Origin of the sequence: Tabrizicola flagellatus (assembly GCF_046295235.1) — a bacterium.
Lineage (GTDB): Bacteria > Pseudomonadota > Alphaproteobacteria > Rhodobacterales > Rhodobacteraceae > Tabrizicola > Tabrizicola flagellata_A.
This window is the reverse complement of record NZ_JBKBLV010000023.1, coordinates 24,584-40,454: the sequence shown is the minus strand read 5'-3', so window position 1 is coordinate 40,454 and position 15,871 is coordinate 24,584. Positions and strand designations below refer to the sequence as shown.

Below are 15,871 nucleotides of genomic sequence, written 5' to 3'. Positions count from 1 at the left end.
ATCGGGTTTACCGATGTGTTTCGGGCCGACCGATGCAAGCCTCTTGCGTCATTGGGGATTGTTCGGCCCAGATGGGATTCGGGTGGGAAGTTGAGTCGAGGGTTGATGCCGAGTTTGTTGATGATTGCGCCCGCACCGGTGATCGAATCGGCCGGGCGCCTGCGTCTGGATGTCAAGTTCGTCGAGGGGATGCGCGTCCAGCAGGGGCTTTGGCCCAGCCGGATGACCGTGGCCCTGCGACGCGGGGTCTCCTCGATCCCGTTCGGCCGGGATTACGGCCTTGACGAGCTTCCCTTCGAGCTTGTGCTTCTGGACCCTGACGAGGCCTTGACGCAGCGGCACCTTTCCGGGTTCGACCTGATCTATGCGGGAGGGGATGACTTCCACTGTCTGGGTCTGCCCGACCTTCTGCATTCCGGGCAGAAGCTGGTCTACGTGATCGAATACACGCAGGAGACTCGGCTGCAGATCATGGATCTGGACCGCAGCCGCAGCCTTCTGGGCCGGCTGCGCGGGCGGCTCTGGCTGCGTCAGCAGGAAAAGCGGCGCGAGCGGGCCTTCCGCAGGGCGACGGCGCTCCAGGCGAACGGTTATCCGGCATACGACCAGTATGCGCCGCTGTGCGCCGACACCCTTCTGTATCTGGATGGCCGGATGACACCCGACCTCTTCGCGACCGAGGCCGAGATGGCCGCGCGCGAGGTCTGGCGGGCGGCGGGTGGCCCGATGCGGCTGATCTTCTCGGGCCGGCTGGAGCCGATGAAGGGCGCACAGGACCTGATTCCGGTGGCGCAGGTCCTGGAACGGCGCGGGGTGGACTTCACGCTGGACATCTTCGGCACCGGCTCGTTGCAGGGCGAGATCGCCGCCGGGATGCGGCGCCTGGCCGATCCCGGGCGGATCCGCCTGCACGGCGCGGTGGATTTCGAGACGGAACTGGTGCCCTTCACCCGAACGCAGGCCGATGTGTTCCTGGGGTGCCACCGGCAGTCCGATCCGTCCTGCACCTATATCGAGGCGATGGGCTGCGGCGTCGCGGTGGCCAGTTACGACAACCGGATGTGGCAAAGGCTGAACGGCGAGGCGCAGGCGGGCTGGGGTGCGCCCCTGGGCGAGCCGGAGGTGCTGGCCGAACGCCTGGTCGCCCTTGCACGCGATCCGGAGGCGATCACTCGCGCCAGCCGCAATGCCTGGGCCTTCTCGCAGGCGCATGCCTTCCTGCCCGAGTTCCGACGCCGGATGGAACATCTGGCCCGCATTGCGGGGACCAACCTGCTGCCCGCCGCAGCCTGACCGTCAGCGTCAGGGCGAAGGATCAGCCCGGGCGCACCACGGTCGTGCCTTGCGCCGACCGGATGAAGTTCGAGGCCGGCCCGGTCAGTGGCGCGCCCTTGCGCCAAGCAAGGCCGACCTGCACCGTGGGCAGGTCGCCCGAGACATCGCGGATCTCGATCCTGTCGCCTTCCAGCGACCACGGCCGATAGACGAGGCTGGGCAGGATCGCGAGGCCCGCGCCGGTTGCCACCAGGCTGCGCACCGCCTCGACGCTGCGGGTGCGGAAGGCGATCTGCGGCTTGACCGGCAGGGCGGCGGTCAGGCGGCGGGTGGATTCCTCGATCTCGTCCACCATCAGCTGGATCATCGGCGATCCGGCAAGCTCTTCCAGCGCGATGCTTTCCTGCTGCGCCAGCGGATGTCCCAGCGGCAGCCACAGCCGGTAGGGCGAGACCAGCAGCGTCTCGACGTTCAGCGCCATCCGGTCGTGGACGGAACTGGTCAGAAGAACCGCTACATCCAGCTCTCCGCCGATCAAGAGGTGCTGAAGGTATTCGCCCGAATCCTCGATCACGTTCAGTTCGACCTGCGGAAAGGCGCGGCGATAGCGTTGCAGGATGTCCGACAGGACATAGCCCGCGACCAGGCTTGTCACGCCCAGCGACAGCCGGCCCTTGGCGGCCTCGGCCTCTTTCTGGAAGGCGGTCCGGGCGGTGGCCACGTCGGCCAGGATCTGCCGCGCATGGCGCAGGAAGGCCGAGCCCTTGTGCGTGAGCAGGATCCCCCGCGCCTGCCGGTCGAAGAGCACGACGCCCAGGTCGTCCTCCAGCCCTCGGATCGCCTCGGTCACCGAGGACTGGCTGATCGACAATGCGCGCGCGGCCCCCGTGACCGATCCTGCCTCGGCGGCGGCAATGAAGAACTGAAGCTGGCGCAGGGTGAATGCCATCGGAATCGGCGATAGGATACCGCGCATATCTGACCCGGAGATAGGCCCTTGTGCAAGGGTTGAAGCCGCGTCTTGCAGGTGGTCTGATGCCGGAAAACGAGGGGGCAGCAATGTGGTGGATCCTTGCGGCGGTGGTTCTGGGAGGAACGGCGATTGCGATGCAGGCCCCGATCAACGCCGCGCTGGCGCGGGAACTGGGCGGGCCGGTCCCGGCAGCGGCGGTGTCCTTCGCCGTCGGCTTTGTCGTCCTGCTGGTCATCGCCCTGGCGCAGGGCAAGGGTGCGGTGTTCCTTGATCTGCCGAAGGTTCCCGCCTGGACGCTGCTCGGCGGCTGCCTGGGCGCCTGGTATGTGCTGACGGCGGTCTGGGGCGTGTCGAATCTGGGGGTGCTGACGCTGGTCTCGGCGCTGATCCTCGGCCAGATGACCGCGGCCATGGTGATCGACGCCACCGGGGCGCTGGGCGTCGCCGTGCGCGAGGTCACACCCACGCGCATTGCCGCGGCGGGCCTGGTGCTGGCGGGCGTGATCCTGTCGCGCGCCTAGGGTGGCGCGGGCGGCCTTTGGCCCTGCTCCAGCACCGTCCAGCCTGGGGGCGGCGCGGGCGGCGGCGGGCCGTCCTGCCAGAAGCAGAGCCGCAGGTGGTCCGCCTCGCCCGAGGCGTCGGCGACCAGCGCCCAGTGCATCCCGAATCCGTCGATCAGCAGGCCCTCGGCATAGAAGGCGATCTCTTCGGCCTCCAGCGCTTCGGACGGGCTGTCCGGCCAGCCGTCGGCCCCGCCCCAGAACACCAGCCCTTCGAGGTGCCGGAGCTTGCGGGCAATGGCGGCCAGCGGCGCAAGGAAGGTCTCGACCTCGGCTGCGCCGGTCATGTGCCTGACCTTGCCGCCTGCCCAAACCCGGCCAGCGCCGCCGAGATTGCCGGTTCCGCCCTGCCGACCAGGGCATGATAGGCGGCCAGCCTCTCCGGCGTGAAATGCCCCGCCTCGGCCAGCAGGTTCACAGTTCCAAGCACGACACCGTCGGCGACGACCGGCAGATTGGCGCAGGATCCAAGACCCAGCGACACGATCAGCTCGTGGTCGAAGAAATGTTCGGAAAACTCGGCCGGAGTGTTCGCGACAAAGGTCCGGCGAGCGACGACGCAGATGGCATGCCAGGCGTCCTTCTCCATCGGCTTCGTGCCCTGCACGGGATATTCCAGCGGATGCGAGGTATAGACCCTGCGGTGCGCCGCCGCAGCCTCGTCCAGCGCGGTCACGGTGAACAGCCGGGTGCCCAGCGCGGCACAGTCTGCATGCAGTTGGGAGAATGCGGTCACCTTCAGCCCCGACTTGCGCCAGGTCAACGACTGGCGGAGGATTTCCGGCATTGTTCCTGCCCGAAGCCTGCTGTCAATCGCGGAGCGTCCCATGCAGTACGAAGTCAGCGCGCGGCGGCTGGACGCGACCGGTAGTCTGGCCAGCAGCCATGGGGCCGAGGTCCGCCTTGCGACCGACATGGAGGGCCGCAAGGAGGCCCTGAACCCGGTAGAGCTGTTGCTGTCCGCCCTTGCCGCCTGCATGATCAAGGGGGCAGAGCGCGTCAGTCCGACGTTGAGGTTCCAGCTGGACGGAATGAGCGTCTCGCTTGTCGCCGACCGGCAGGATGCCCCGCCGAAACTGACGGCGATCCGCTACGAGATCGTGGTCGATACGCCGGAAAGCGATGCGCGGCTGGAACTTCTGCATCGCAACATCCTGAAATACGGCACCATTTCCAACACGCTCGCCCTTGCCATCCCCTTGACCGGGACGATCCGCCGGGCGTGAGGCAACGGGGAGCGTGCCTGGTCGGTGCCGGGCCTCGCCCCCGGATCGGCGCCTAGCGCCGCGACATCGCGATGCGGATCAGCGCGCGTTCCATCAGCGCCATTCCGGGGGCCTTGCTGGCCGAGCGCAGCGTGAGGTCGGTCTCGACCAGGATCGCGATGGCGGCCTCCAGCTTGCGCGCGCCCCATTGCCCCGCCTGCCGCGCCATGGCGTCCTTCTGCTTGAAGTTCACCCGCGCCTTCTGGATGCCGACCCCCGGCCCCTGCGGATCGGTGGCCGCCGCGTGCAGGATACGGAAATGCCGCAATGCGCCGATGCAGATCGTGACCGGCAGGACGCCCTGGCCTTCCAGCCGCCGGACCAGGGGGCCGATGGCGGCGGCGCGCGCCTCGGCGACCGCAGCGATCAGCTCGTCCACCTCGGCCTCGATGGTGGCGGGCGCCATGGCAGCCACATCGGCCGGGGTCAGGGGCGAGGCGTCGCCGAACTTGTAGAGCGCGATCTTCTCGACGGTCTGACGGAAATCGCCGGGATCCAGCGCGCGGGCCAGCGTGGTCAGGTCCGCCATCGCCTCGCGGTCGATGGCGGAGAGACCGGCCTTGCGCAGCGCCTCCTCGATTTCTTCCCGACCGGGCGGGTCGTCGTAAAGCCCGATCGACACCGCGTTCGGGTGCTTTTCGAACAGCGTCTTCAGCGCCGACTTTCCGGTCAGGCCGCCCGCGGTGACGACGATCGTCGCATCGCCCGGCTTCCACTCCTTCAGGGCGACGGCTACGGCGTCGGCAAGACCGTCCGTCGCCTCTTCGACGAAGACGACGCGAGGGCCGGGGAAGAAGCCCACCGCCTTGATCGCATCCAAGAGCAGGCTTGCGTCCTTGCGCAGATCGGCACCGGACATGCGCGTCAGGCGCATTTCCGCCTCGCCCTCCGGCCCCACCAGCGCGGCGATGGCGTCCTGCCGCTTCAGCGCCACCCGCATCGGATCGGCGCCGAAGATCAACAGGCCGGCCCGGCCCGGGTCGGGCTTCGCGCAATAGCGGGCGGCCTCGGCCCCCTTCAGGATCATGGGCGGGCGGCCATGGCCGCGATCAGCCGGGCGACGATCTGGTCCGCCAGGATCCGCATCAGGCGCAGGCTCGCATCCTCTTCGGCGGCAAGACCGGCGACAGTCGATCCCGTGGCGGCATAGGCGGTAAAGCTCTGCACCCGGCCGCCGGTGACGCGGGACCCCGAGTCGCGGTCGGTCAGCGTGTAGTCGATGACGCCCTTCAGGTTGTAGCGGGTGGTCTTGTTGTCGGTGGTGATGCCGACACCCACGGTTTCGGTGACGATCGTGTAGGCCAGATCATAGCGCGGCGTCCGGGGCCGACCCAGCCGCTCTTCCAGCCGCTCCACCAGGTCGAAGCCGTTCTTGTCAGTCGGGTCCTGCACATAGACCGTCCCCTGCAGGGGGGTCGCCGGCCCGTTCGGCGCCAGGGCCGGGGTAAAGCCGCAGGCGGCCAGGGCAAGGGGTGCGGCCAGGATGGCGCGGCGCGACAGGTGGCCGTAGGCGGCCCCCCCACCCCATCCCTCCCCCACGAGGGGGGAGGGAGGCGCCGGGACTGCGGCGTCGGGGCCATCGAAGGGCCCCTTCCCCCCTGCATGGGGAATGGATGGGGTGGGGGGGCGACGGTCAGACGACGACATTGATGATGCGGCCCGGGACGACGATGATCTTCTTCACCGGCTGCCCGGCAAGGAACCTGACGACATCCTCGTTCGCCAAGGCGAGCTTTTCAACCTCTGCAATTGCCATGTCCTTCGGCACGCTGATTTCCGCCCGCCGCTTGCCGTTGATCTGGATCGGCAGGGTGACGGTATCGTCCACCAGAAGGGCAGGGTCGGCCTTGGGCCACGGCGCCTGGGCGCACAGCCCGGCGCCGCCCTGATCGGCCCAGATCGACTCTGCGATATGCGGGGTCATCGGCGACATGAGCTTCGCCAGCGTGCGGATGGCTTCCTTCATCACCGGGGTCGAGGCATTGGCCCTGGCGATGGTATTGGTGAAGCCGTAAAGCGTGGCGATGGCCTTGTTGAAGGCAAAGCCCTCGATGCTTCTGGTCACCTCGTCGATGGCCCTGGCCGTTGCCTTTGCGAGGTCAGCGTCGCCTTCGCCCTTGTGATCTTCCGGCATCTCGCCGATGCGGGAACTCAGTGCCCAGACGCGGCCGAGGTGCTTGAACGCGGCCTCGGCCCCGGCGCTGGTCCATTCGACATCCCGTTCCGGCGGGCTGTCCGACATGACGAACCAGCGCGCCGTGTCGGCGCCGAACGACGCGATGATGTTCATCGGATCGACGACGTTCTTCTTGGATTTCGACATCTTGGCCGAGGGGATGACCTCGACCAGCAGGCCCTCGTCGGCCAGGGCCCGGATGAAGGCATCGACATCGTCGACCATGTCCAGCGGCGGCGGCTCGGTGCCGCGCACGACGATCCGGCGGTCGGCCACGTTGAAGACGGTCACATCCTCGGGCAGGTGATAGACCGGGCGACCCTGGTCGTCGCGGGTCATGTAGATCTCGTGCGTCACCATGCCCTGCGTGAAGAGCGCGTTGAACGGCTCGATGGCCTTGGCCGGCAGGTGGCCGGTCTTGTGCATCGCCCGCGCGAAGAAGCGGGAGTAGAGGAGGTGCAGGATCGCGTGTTCGATGCCGCCGATATACTGGTCCACGTTCATCCAGTACTCGGCTTCCTCCGGCACGGTGGGCGTCGTGGCGCGCGGCGCGGTGAAGCGGGCGAAATACCAGGACGAATCGACGAACGTGTCCATCGTGTCCGTCTCGCGCCGGGCGGGTGCGCCGCAGTTCGGGCAAGTGGTCGCGGCCCAGGTCGGGTGGCGGTCCAGCGGGTTGCCCGGCTTGTCGAAGCTGACGTCATAGGGCAGCTCGACCGGCAGGTTCTCCTTCTTCTCGGGCACCACGCCGCAGGTGGCGCAATGGATCACCGGGATCGGGCAACCCCAGTAGCGCTGGCGGCTGACGCCCCAGTCGCGCAGGCGGTATTTGGTGACACCCTTGCCGTAGCCGTTCGCCTCGGCATGGGCGATGGCGGCGGCGACACCTTCGTCACCGGTCTGGACCTCGGCCCCGGCAAAGCCGCGGACATAGCGGACCTTTTCCGACTTCATCGGCACGAAGGCCTCGGCCAGGGGTGCATCCTCAGCGCCTTCGGCAACGAAAACGGCCTTGATCGGCAGCCGGTATTTCGTGGCGAACTCGAAGTCGCGCTGGTCATGCGCCGGGCAGCCGAAGATGGCGCCGGTGCCGTAGTCCATCAGGATGAAGTTGGCGATCCAGACCGGCAGTTCCCAGGCCGGGTCCAGCGGATGCCTGACCTTGATGCCGGTGTCGTAGCCGATCTTCTCGGCCGTCTCGATTTCTTCGGCCGAGGTGCCGCCCTTGCGGCATTCCGCGACGAAAGCCGCCACCTCCGGATCGGCCTCCAGCGCCTTGGCAAGCGGATGATCCGGGCTGATCGCCGCGAAGGACGCCCCCATCAGCGTGTCGGGACGGGTGGTATAGACCTCAAGCCTTTCAAAGCCTTCCGGGGCGCCCACCGTCTCGAAAGCAAACTGCAACCCGCGAGACTTGCCGATCCAGTTCGCCTGCATCAGGCGCACCTTCTCGGGCCAGTTGGTCAGCCCGTCCAGCGCCGCCAACAGTTCCTCGGAATAGTCGCTGATCCTGAAGAACCACTGCGTCAGCTCGCGACGCTCGACCGGAGCGCCGGACCGCCAGCCCTTGCCGTCGATCACCTGCTCGTTCGCAAGCACCGTCATGTCCACCGGGTCCCAGTTGACCACGGCGGCCTTGCGGTAGACCAGCCCGGCGTCCATCATGTCGATGAACATGGCCTGCTGCTGGCCGTAATATTCCGGGTCGCAAGTCGCCAGCTCCCGGCTCCAGTCGATCGACAGGCCCAGGGGCTTCATCTGCGCCTTCATGTCGGCGATGTTGCCGTAGGTCCAGTCCTTCGGATGGCCGCCCCGTTCCATCGCGGCGTTCTCGGCCGGCATGCCGAAGGCGTCCCAGCCCATCGGGTGCAGCACGCTGAACCCCTGCGCCGCCTTGTAGCGCGCCACCACGTCGCCCATGGTGTAGTTGCGCACATGGCCCATGTGGATGCGCCCCGAAGGATAGGGAAACATCTCCAGCACATAGTACTTGGGCTTCGCGGGATCGCGCCGCGCCGTGAAAGCCCCCGCCTCCTCCCAGGCAGCCTGCCATCTGGGTTCGATCACCGAAGGGTCATAGCGCGACATCAGGGGCCTCACATGAATTACCCGCGCGGCTTACACCGCCTGACACCGCAAGGTAAAGCCGTGCAAGGGGTCTTGCCCTTTCGGAAATACTCCGGGTGCGTTGACGATTGCGCCACGGGTTCAATAAACCGTGGACGCAGGGGCAGAGCCCCGGGGGGTGCGGCCCATGCGGCGCCGATCAGAGCTTGCTGTCGCGCACGCGCAGCTGGCGCGCCCGGGTCAGGATCGCATCCTCGATCGCGCGCACCGTCTCGGGCGCGACCGCGCCGCCACCCTGGCCCTGCAGCGCAACCTTCAGGCTGCGCGCATCCAGCGCCGGGTCCTGCACATAGACCGTGGCGCGATAGGCCCGCCCGCCGCCCGGCGGCCGGCCGTAGCCTGTCACGATTACCCCGGTGAACGGGTCCACCGATTCGATGGGCAGGAAGTTCAGCACTTCCAGGCTGGCCTGCCAGATATACCTGTTGACCTCGACCGTGGTGTTCGGGTCGTCCGAGTTGCGCAGCACGCTGAAGATGGAGGTCCCCTTGGCCTCTTCCCGCTTCTCCCGGGTCGCGGGCGGCGCATTCGTGCGATTGCCCTCGGCTGCGGTCGCCGGCTCGGCCGCACGTTTCTTGAACAGACCGCTGCCTATGCCACCACCGCAGCCCGCAAGCGCGATTGCCATTCCCGTGACCAGCGCCACCCGAGCCAGTAGTTGCACCTTCATCCGGGCCATCCATCGAACCTTTTGCCTGCTGTCTAGCCGAGCCACCGGGGCCTGCCAAGCAGTTTCGCGCACATGCGGGCAGCCGCATCGCGGGATCGGCGGTGGGAAACGCCGTCGGCGCCGGCTCGGCCCGGCAAGACCTGTGGCTTTGCTGCACCATTGCCCGACCGAATTCCCCCCGATCCGTTCCTTGCATTGCAATCGAGGGAGGCAAGGTTGAAATACGGCTCATTCCCCCTGCGGATTCCCCTGCGGCGGGCTTACCTTGAAGAAAGAGGGAAAAAGATGAAAAAGTTTCTCATGGCCTCGACCGCGCTGTTCGGCCTCGCCGGGATGGCTGCGGCCGATGTGACGCTCAGCGGCTCGGGCCGCTTCGGTCTGGTTTACGAAGATAACGGCACCACCAGCGACACCCTGCTGTCCTACCGTATGCGCGTCAACATCGACGCCAAGAAGGAGACCGATTCGGGCGTGACCTTCGGTGGCCGTATCCGCCTGCAGTACGACAACGGTGACACCGTCGACGTTGGCGAAGGCGCTGCGGAAGTCAACGCCGCGATGCTCTACGCCGAAAGCGCCGGTTTCCGCTTCGAAGTCGGTAACGCCAACACCGCGTTCGACTCGCTGGCGACCCTGTACAATGCCGAACTCGGCTTCATCTCGTCGACCACCGGCTCGTACTCGCTGTTCGATTACGACTCGTACAGCTCCAGCCCGTATGCCGTCGGCGACGAAAACCGCATCGGTCTTTTCGCGTCCTACAGCGTCGGCTCGGTCGTGCTGCGTGCGTCGTACATCGACTACGACCAGACCGGCGCTTCGGCCAAGGAAGACGAAGTCGGCGTCTCGATGGACTACAGCACCGGCCCGTACAAGCTGGGCATCGGCTATGTGTCGAACGCTGCCGGCAACGTTGACTACGACGTGTACGCCCTGCTCGGCGAATACGCCATCAACGACAACACCAACGTCGGCCTCCAGCTGATCGGCGAAGACGGTGCGGAAAACGACACCACCTTCACCATCTATGGCAACACCAAGCTGGCCAGCGGCGTGGGCCTGGGTGCCTTCCTGTCGGGCGTCGACTCGGATGTCGCCTATGCCAACGACTACGCCATCGGTATCGGCGCAAGCTACGACCTGGGCGGTGCCAGCGTTGCCGGCACGATCCAGCAGGGCTTCGACGACGAGACCTATGCCGACCTCGGCATCAACTTCTCGTTCTGATCCACCCGGATCGAACGAAGGGAAGAGCGGGCCTTGCGCCCGCTCTTTTCTTTTCCGCCCGTCCCGTTAGGTTGCCCGGCAAACGGGGGGCGTGATGGCACTGGCAGACATCCTTGCGCGGGTTCGCGCGGCCGAGGCGGCGGCGGGGCGGGCCACCGGCTCGGTGACGCTGATCGCTGTGTCCAAGGTCCAGCCGCCGGAACGGGTCGAGGCGGTGCTGGAACAGGGCCACCGCGTCTTTGGCGAGAACTATGTGCAAGAGGCCGCCGGGAAATGGCCCGGCTGGCGCGACAGCTTCGGCAAGGTGGAGCTGCACATGATCGGCCCCTTGCAGACCAACAAGGCCAAGGTCGCGGTGGACCTGTTCGACGCGATCCACACGCTCGACCGGCCCTCGCTGGCGCAGAAGCTCGCCAACCTGGGGCAGGCGCGCGGGGCGCTGCCGCAGCTGTTCGTCCAGGTGAACACGGGGGCGGAACCGCAGAAGGCCGGCGTGCTGCCCGCCGACCTGCCGGGCTTCCTGCGCGATTGCCGGGCGATGGACCTTGCGCCGGTCGGGCTCATGTGCATTCCTCCCGAGGCCGAGGACGCCACCCCGCATTTCGCGATGCTGGCGCGGATGGCGGCCGATCACGGGCTTTCCGGCCTGTCCATGGGGATGAGCGGCGACTTCGAGACCGCCATCCTCCATGGCGCGACCCATGTCCGCGTCGGCAGCGCGATCTTCGGCGCGCGGGCCTACCCGCAGACCTGATCCGCCAGCTTGCCCTTTGTCAAATACTCCCGCCGGAGGCTCCGACCGCACGGCCAGGCGCAGGCCCGGTCCTTGAGGCGTGACAGCCCTGCCAGGCGCCTCCCCTCCCCCTCGTGGGGAGGGGATGGGGGTGGGGGGAACCCGGGAAATCATCATTTACGGATGGTTACCGCCCACAGACAACCACCCGATACCAAACGATAATCCGGAAATGTCCACCGTGGACGGGATCAGGTCAGCCAGACCCGTCCATAGGGCGGCAGGACGATCTGTCCGGCATGCGGGGTGACGATGGCGTCGGACAGCTCGTCCCGCAGCGCCGTCACCCCCAGCGCCCGGACCCGGCTTTCGGGCAGGTGTTGCCAGTCCTCGGTAAAGTTGAACAGCCCCAGCAGGGCTCCGGTCGGCGCCAGCCTCTGCACCGCCAGCACGGCGTCGTTGCCGGACGGGACCACCCGCACCGGATGCGCGGCATGCAGGGCCGGGGTGGCCCTCCGGCGCGCGAGGATCGTCCGTGTCCCCCGGAACACCCGGGCCGAGGGCGTCTCGCCCCGGTGCCTTTCTGCGGCCAGCGCCCAGTCCATCCGGGGCCGGTGCACCCAGCGGCTGTCATGGGCGTGGTCGGGGTGATCGAGGTAGGACCAGTCGTTCAGCAGCGCCAGTTCGTCGCCCATGTAGATCAGCGGGATCCCGCCCCAGGCCGCGATCAGCGCGTGCCCCAGCAGGATCCGCTGCACCGCCATGTCGCGGCCCGCGTCATCCGTCGCCCGCTCCAGCCCCGCCAGCGAGGCAAACGATCCCGAGATCCGCTTGTCCCCCGTCGCCTCGTTCACCTGGAACAGCGCGCCCTTGGCGAAGGTGCCGGGAAACGACCCTTCGTAGAAGTCGGACAGGAAGGCCCGGTGGCCATGGCCGGACAGGCCCACCGCCGCCGCGTCTTCGTCCGTCACCGCCCAGCCGATATCGTCGTGGCAGCGGATATAGGTGGCATAAGTGGCGTTCGTCAGCCGGTCGGGGAAATGCGTCCCCATCACGTGCGTCATCAGCCGGGTGTCGCGGGTGGCCAGGGCGGACCAGAACTGCACCATCAGGCTGTTGTGGTAGGCGAGGTTGCCTTCCTTGCCGTCATGCCTGCCGCGCCCGAGATAGGGCAGCATCTCGGCCGGCGCGACGATGGCCTCTTCCAGGTGGATCACCGCGGCCGAGGCGATGCGCGAACAGGCCCGCAGCGCCTGAAGGATCATGTGCACCTCGGGCTCCGACTGGCAGCGCGTGCCCAGCCGCTTCCACATGAAGGCCACCGCGTCCAGCCGCAGCACATCGACGCCCTTGTTGGCCAGGAACAGCATGACCTCGACGATCTCCAGGAAAACCGCCGGATTGGCCCAGTTCAGGTCCCACTGGTGCTCGTTGAAGGTGGTCCAGACCCATTTGCCGATCTCGGGGTAATGGGTGAAGTTGCCCGGCGCATTGTCGGGAAAGACTTCGACCAGCGTCTGCTCATAGAGCCTGGGCAGGTCGGGGCTGTCGAACATCAGGTAGTAGTCCCGATACTTCGGATCGCCCTTCGCCGCCTTCCTGGCCCAGGCATGTTCCTTGGCCGTGTGGTTCAGCACCAGGTCCACACACAGCGACATGCCCCGGGCACGCAGCGCGGCGCTCACCGCTTCAAAATCCGTCATCGAGCCGTAGGTCGGGTTGATCTGGCGGTAGTCCATCACCGAATAGCCGCCGTCGCTGTCGCCCGGGCGCGGCTTCAGGCAGGGCATCAGGTGGACATAGGTGATGCCCAGGTCCTCCAGATAGTCCAGCCTGTCCAGCACGCCTTTCAGGTCGCCGGCAAAGCGGTCGATGTAGAAGACATAGCCCGCCATGTCCGGACGCTGGAACCAGTCGGGCTCGAGATCCCGCTTCAGGTCCAGAAGCTTCAGATCCTCGGGCCGCTCGGCCCAGCCCTTGCGCAGCACCTTCACCAGCCGCTCGCGAAAGGCCGGGTAGTCGGGCCGCGACCCATACAGCGCCTCGAGCATCGGGAACAGGTCTGGGGCGGATCGCGCCAGCCGCAACTCGAAGATCCGGTCATCGGCGCTGATCGTCCGGGCCATGCGGTCCTCCTCCCAGGAACAGGGCCAAACTAGCGGCCTCAAAGCGTTTTGGGAAGAGGTCAGCCGAGCACGATCAGCCGGGTCTGATGGGTGATGCGGGGGGCGATCCACAGCAGGTCGCGGCGCGACAGGGCCACGCAGCCGGCGGTCGGAGTGCCGGGCCGGCGCCACTGGTGCAGGAAGATCGCCGAGCCGCGGCCCGGTTCCGCCTGGGGCCAGTTCCAGTCGGTAATGAGGATCAGATCATACATCGGATCGGCCCGGCGCAGGCGTTCGTGGCCGAACCCGTGCGGCGCGCGGATCATCAGGTTGTAGTCCGGGTCTGCCGGGTCGTCCGACCAGAGGTCGAACGGCCCGATCGGCAGCGCCCAGTCGGCGGGCCGGATCAGCCGGTCGGGGCGGTAGAGCATGCCAACCAGCCGATGCACCCCGGCAGGCGTGGCTCCGTCGCCCTCGCGTTTCCGTCCCGGCGGCACAATGCCGCCGCGCCCGATGGTGCAGGGGAAGACCCGGCCCAGAAAGCGCAGGCCCATGGGCGTGACCACCAGATCGGTCGGCTTCACAACAGATGCCCCGATTTCGCGGCCTTGGTCGCCAGATAGGCGCGGTTCTCGGCCGTCTCGCCCACGCGCAGCGGCACCCGCTCGGTGACATGCAGGCCGCAGCCCTCCATCATCGCCAGCTTCTTCGGGTTGTTGGTCAGAAGCCGCACGCTGGAAAACCCCAGCTTGCGCAGGATCTGCGCGCCGATGCGGAAATCGCGCTCGTCATCCTCGAAGCCCAGCCGGTGATTGGCCTCGACCGTGTCGAAGCCCTGATCCTGAAGGCTGTAGGCGCGCATCTTGTTGGCGAGGCCAATCCCCCGGCCCTCCTGGTTGAGATACAGCAGCACCCCCGCGCCCTCCTCGCCCATCTGTGCCAGCGCAGCGCGCAGTTGCGGGCCGCAGTCGCATTTCAGCGACCCCAGCACGTCGCCGGTGAAACAGGCCGAATGCAGCCGCGCCAGGACGGGTTTCGAACGGTCGGGGCGGCCGATCTCGATGGCGTAATGCTCTTCCCCGCCATCCTCGGGGCGAAAGACATGCACCCGGCCCGCCGCGGCGGCGACCAGCGGCACCCGTGCCGAGACCACCTCGTCCATCGGCGGCAGGGCGGCAAGTGCGGGGCCGATCTCGTCCAGCGACAGTAGCGTCAGGCCATGCGTCCCGGCCAGCGTCAGGGCATTGTCCACGGGCACCAGCAGGGCGGCGGGCAGAAGATGCGCCGACTTTGCCAGCGCCAGCGCAGCGCGCGCCAGATCAGCCGGTCCCTCGCGCAAGGTGTGCAGCGGTCCCTTCATCGGCGTGCGCAGGTCGTCCGCCGGGTCGGCCACTGCGCGCAACCAGTCCAGCCCCGCCCCGGGCGGAGGCACCACGCGCGCAAGATCGCCGTCATAGGCGCGGGCCTTCAGCGTCTCGGCCCGCCGCGCGGTGATCGCCAGCACCGGCGCGCCGAACCCCCTCAGGTCCGCAAGCCGCGCGCCGTCCAGCGTCTCGACCGCCGCCACCAGCGCCGCCCCGCCCGCGCCGGTCAGCACGACGGGCACCCCCATGCGCAGGTCGCCGCGGGCGCGGGTCAGACGTTCGGCGATGGAAAGGGCCAGCGACATGCCCCCTATCTAGGCCGCATCGGCGCCGGGCGGAAGCCTCGGCTGCGGCTCCGGGCCAAAAGGCTGAAGATCGGTGGGGCAGGCGATCAGGATGTCGGTCGGGCCGATGGTCACGTCCGGCGGCACCATCCGGTGATGGCGCAGGAAGTGCAGCGACACACGGCGGGCGTCCTGGCGGAAGTCGTGGTGCAGGACCAGCGTCAGCCGGCCTTCCGCCAGCAGCTGCCGGTTGGTGCGGTCAAGGTCATGGGCGATGAAGACCTCGATCGGGCGACCGGCCTCGGCAAAGGCATCCAGGATCGCCCGGTTGCCGCCGCCGATGGAATAGACGCTGCCGATGTCGGGATGATCGCGCAGTGCCTCCAGCACAAGGCGCCGGGTGGTTCGATCCACGCCCAGCCCTTCCGAGACGGTCAGCGTCGGCAGCGCGGGGGCTTGCCCGGCCAGATGGTCGAGAAACCCGATCCGCCGTTCGTCCTCGCCCCGGAACATCTGCGAGGACAGGGTGATCAGCACCCGCGAGCCCGCCCGCCGCTGCATGTGCTGCATCAGATAGGCCGCCGTGGCCCCCGCGCGGCGGTTCTCCATCCCGACATAGGCCAGCCGCAGCGGCGCGGCGATGTCGGTGACATAGGTCACGACCGGAATCCCCCTGGCCGCGACCCCTTCGAGGCAGGCCTCGATCACCGGGGTGGCCGGCACCTTCAGCACGATCCCGTGGCTGCCACGCCGGGCGATGGCGGTCAGGCGGGCGATGATCTCGCGCTCCTCCATCACCTCGGCCAGATGGAACCGGGCGCGAAAGGCGACGGGGCGCACCAGCGGCAGTTCCGCCTCGAAGGCGGCGCGCACGGCCGAGGTAAAGCGGTCGGGCGCATGGATGAAGATGTCGATGGTAAAGCGCCGCCCCTGCGCCAGGCTTGCGGCGTGCTGCCGCTCCAGTTCCGCGATGGCGGCGGCCACCCGGTCGCGGGTCAGGGCACGGACATGGTCGCGCCCGTGCAGGGCACGGTCCACCGTGGCCGGGCTGAGCCCCGCCTGAACGGCGATCTCCTTGATGCCGAAACGGCGAGGCATGGGGTGATTTGAGG

The 15,871-nt window shown here is 67.7% G+C and carries 16 protein-coding genes; 5 read left to right on the top strand and 11 right to left on the bottom strand.

Annotation, left to right across the window (positions count from 1 at the left end; genetic code table 11):
• The first annotated feature begins 120 nt into the window (after positions 1–120).
• Complete coding sequence (locus ACK4IU_RS11605; RefSeq protein WP_409735159.1) at positions 121–1,293, top strand: glycosyltransferase; 1,173 nt, start codon at positions 121–123, stop codon at positions 1,291–1,293.
• Between the two features lie 22 nt (positions 1,294–1,315).
• Here the strand turns inward: ACK4IU_RS11605 and ACK4IU_RS11600 are convergent, their stop codons facing one another.
• On the bottom strand, positions 1,316–2,224 hold the full coding sequence (locus ACK4IU_RS11600) for a LysR family transcriptional regulator (RefSeq protein ID WP_409735156.1): 909 nt from the start codon (positions 2,222–2,224) through the stop codon (positions 1,316–1,318).
• An 86-nt stretch (positions 2,225–2,310) separates the two neighbouring features.
• Here ACK4IU_RS11600 and ACK4IU_RS11595 point away from each other — a divergent pair, with 86 nt between their 5' ends.
• Positions 2,311–2,769, top strand: a complete 459-nt coding sequence (locus tag ACK4IU_RS11595) for a DMT family transporter (protein WP_409735153.1) — start codon at positions 2,311–2,313, stop codon at positions 2,767–2,769.
• On the opposite strand, the gene ACK4IU_RS11590 is transcribed toward ACK4IU_RS11595, so the two are convergent.
• Both ACK4IU_RS11590 and ACK4IU_RS11585 read right to left on the bottom strand, forming a co-directional pair.
• Positions 2,766–3,095: a hypothetical protein gene (locus ACK4IU_RS11590; protein ID WP_409735150.1), complete on the bottom strand. Its 330-nt coding sequence runs from the start codon at positions 3,093–3,095 to the stop codon at positions 2,766–2,768. The genes ACK4IU_RS11595 and ACK4IU_RS11590 overlap by 4 nt on opposite strands.
• Complete coding sequence (locus ACK4IU_RS11585) at positions 3,092–3,595, bottom strand: GAF domain-containing protein (protein WP_409735147.1); 504 nt, start codon at positions 3,593–3,595, stop codon at positions 3,092–3,094. The genes ACK4IU_RS11590 and ACK4IU_RS11585 overlap by 4 nt, the downstream gene beginning before the upstream one ends.
• Positions 3,596–3,635: 40 nt before the next feature.
• On the opposite strand from ACK4IU_RS11585, the gene ACK4IU_RS11580 reads away from it, so the two are divergent.
• Positions 3,636–4,034 carry an OsmC family protein gene (locus ACK4IU_RS11580; protein WP_409735143.1) on the top strand — a complete coding sequence of 133 codons (399 nt, stop codon included), beginning with the start codon at positions 3,636–3,638 and terminating at the stop codon, positions 4,032–4,034.
• 52 nt (positions 4,035–4,086) lie between these two features.
• On the opposite strand, the gene holA is transcribed toward ACK4IU_RS11580, so the two are convergent.
• The 4 genes from holA to ACK4IU_RS11560 all read right to left on the bottom strand — a co-directional run bounded on the left by holA (position 4,087) and on the right by ACK4IU_RS11560 (position 9,055).
• Entirely contained in the window at positions 4,087–5,100 is a 1,014-nt protein-coding gene (holA, locus tag ACK4IU_RS11575) for a DNA polymerase III subunit delta (protein WP_409735140.1), read from the bottom strand.
• Positions 5,097–5,612, bottom strand: a complete 516-nt coding sequence (gene lptE / locus ACK4IU_RS11570; RefSeq protein ID WP_409735137.1) for an LPS assembly lipoprotein LptE — start codon at positions 5,610–5,612, stop codon at positions 5,097–5,099. The genes holA and lptE overlap by 4 nt, the downstream gene beginning before the upstream one ends.
• A 94-nt stretch (positions 5,613–5,706) precedes the next feature.
• The gene (leuS, locus tag ACK4IU_RS11565) at positions 5,707–8,337 is read right to left on the bottom strand and encodes a leucine--tRNA ligase (RefSeq protein WP_409735134.1); all 2,631 of its coding nucleotides are present in this window, start codon (positions 8,335–8,337) and stop codon (positions 5,707–5,709) included.
• A 178-nt stretch (positions 8,338–8,515) separates the two neighbouring features.
• Entirely contained in the window at positions 8,516–9,055 is a 540-nt protein-coding gene (locus ACK4IU_RS11560) for a DUF3576 domain-containing protein (RefSeq protein WP_409735131.1), read from the bottom strand.
• 276 nt (positions 9,056–9,331) lie between these two features.
• Between ACK4IU_RS11560 and ACK4IU_RS11555 the strand changes: the two genes are divergently transcribed.
• Positions 9,332–10,273 (top strand): porin, encoded by a 942-nt coding sequence (locus ACK4IU_RS11555; protein WP_409735129.1) that lies wholly within the window; start codon positions 9,332–9,334, stop codon positions 10,271–10,273.
• Positions 10,274–10,367: 94 nt separating this feature from the next.
• The gene (locus ACK4IU_RS11550; protein ID WP_409735127.1) at positions 10,368–11,027 is read left to right on the top strand and encodes a YggS family pyridoxal phosphate-dependent enzyme; all 660 of its coding nucleotides are present in this window, start codon (positions 10,368–10,370) and stop codon (positions 11,025–11,027) included.
• A 230-nt stretch (positions 11,028–11,257) separates the two neighbouring features.
• On the opposite strand, the gene ACK4IU_RS11545 is transcribed toward ACK4IU_RS11550, so the two are convergent.
• From ACK4IU_RS11545 to ACK4IU_RS11530, 4 genes are read right to left on the bottom strand one after another with little or no spacing between them, the layout of a single operon-like run.
• The gene (locus ACK4IU_RS11545) at positions 11,258–13,132 is read right to left on the bottom strand and encodes an alpha-amylase family protein (protein ID WP_409735124.1); all 1,875 of its coding nucleotides are present in this window, start codon (positions 13,130–13,132) and stop codon (positions 11,258–11,260) included.
• Between the two features lie 59 nt (positions 13,133–13,191).
• Positions 13,192–13,695 carry a L,D-transpeptidase gene (locus ACK4IU_RS11540; protein WP_409735122.1) on the bottom strand — a complete coding sequence of 168 codons (504 nt, stop codon included), beginning with the start codon at positions 13,693–13,695 and terminating at the stop codon, positions 13,192–13,194.
• The gene (ribA, locus tag ACK4IU_RS11535; protein ID WP_409735120.1) at positions 13,692–14,780 is read right to left on the bottom strand and encodes a GTP cyclohydrolase II; all 1,089 of its coding nucleotides are present in this window, start codon (positions 14,778–14,780) and stop codon (positions 13,692–13,694) included. The genes ACK4IU_RS11540 and ribA overlap by 4 nt, the downstream gene beginning before the upstream one ends.
• Positions 14,781–14,789: 9 nt before the next feature.
• Positions 14,790–15,857, bottom strand: coding sequence for a LacI family DNA-binding transcriptional regulator (locus ACK4IU_RS11530; RefSeq protein WP_409735118.1), 1,068 nt, complete (start codon positions 15,855–15,857; stop codon positions 14,790–14,792).
• Positions 15,858–15,871 lie beyond the last annotated feature (14 nt).

What these genes read in the sequence shown, in the direction of transcription:
- ACK4IU_RS11600 (WP_409735156.1), bottom strand. Translation starts at nt 2,224, where the DNA reads ATGGCATTCACCCTGCGCCAGCTTCAGTTCTTCATTGCCGCCGCCGAG.
- ACK4IU_RS11595 (WP_409735153.1), top strand. Translation starts at nt 2,311, where the DNA reads ATGCCGGAAAACGAGGGGGCAGCAATGTGGTGGATCCTTGCGGCGGTG.
- ACK4IU_RS11530 (WP_409735118.1), bottom strand. Translation starts at nt 15,857, where the DNA reads ATGCCTCGCCGTTTCGGCATCAAGGAGATCGCCGTTCAGGCGGGGCTC.
- ACK4IU_RS11560 (WP_409735131.1), bottom strand. Translation starts at nt 9,055, where the DNA reads ATGGCCCGGATGAAGGTGCAACTACTGGCTCGGGTGGCGCTGGTCACG.
- ACK4IU_RS11585 (WP_409735147.1), bottom strand. Translation starts at nt 3,595, where the DNA reads ATGCCGGAAATCCTCCGCCAGTCGTTGACCTGGCGCAAGTCGGGGCTG.
- ACK4IU_RS11590 (WP_409735150.1), bottom strand. Translation starts at nt 3,095, where the DNA reads ATGACCGGCGCAGCCGAGGTCGAGACCTTCCTTGCGCCGCTGGCCGCC.
- ACK4IU_RS11605 (WP_409735159.1), top strand. Translation starts at nt 121, where the DNA reads ATGATTGCGCCCGCACCGGTGATCGAATCGGCCGGGCGCCTGCGTCTG.
- holA (WP_409735140.1), bottom strand. Translation starts at nt 5,100, where the DNA reads ATGATCCTGAAGGGGGCCGAGGCCGCCCGCTATTGCGCGAAGCCCGAC.
- ACK4IU_RS11545 (WP_409735124.1), bottom strand. Translation starts at nt 13,132, where the DNA reads ATGGCCCGGACGATCAGCGCCGATGACCGGATCTTCGAGTTGCGGCTG.
- ribA (WP_409735120.1), bottom strand. Translation starts at nt 14,780, where the DNA reads ATGTCGCTGGCCCTTTCCATCGCCGAACGTCTGACCCGCGCCCGCGGC.
- leuS (WP_409735134.1), bottom strand. Translation starts at nt 8,337, where the DNA reads ATGTCGCGCTATGACCCTTCGGTGATCGAACCCAGATGGCAGGCTGCC.
- ACK4IU_RS11580 (WP_409735143.1), top strand. Translation starts at nt 3,636, where the DNA reads ATGCAGTACGAAGTCAGCGCGCGGCGGCTGGACGCGACCGGTAGTCTG.
- ACK4IU_RS11555 (WP_409735129.1), top strand. Translation starts at nt 9,332, where the DNA reads ATGAAAAAGTTTCTCATGGCCTCGACCGCGCTGTTCGGCCTCGCCGGG.
- ACK4IU_RS11550 (WP_409735127.1), top strand. Translation starts at nt 10,368, where the DNA reads ATGGCACTGGCAGACATCCTTGCGCGGGTTCGCGCGGCCGAGGCGGCG.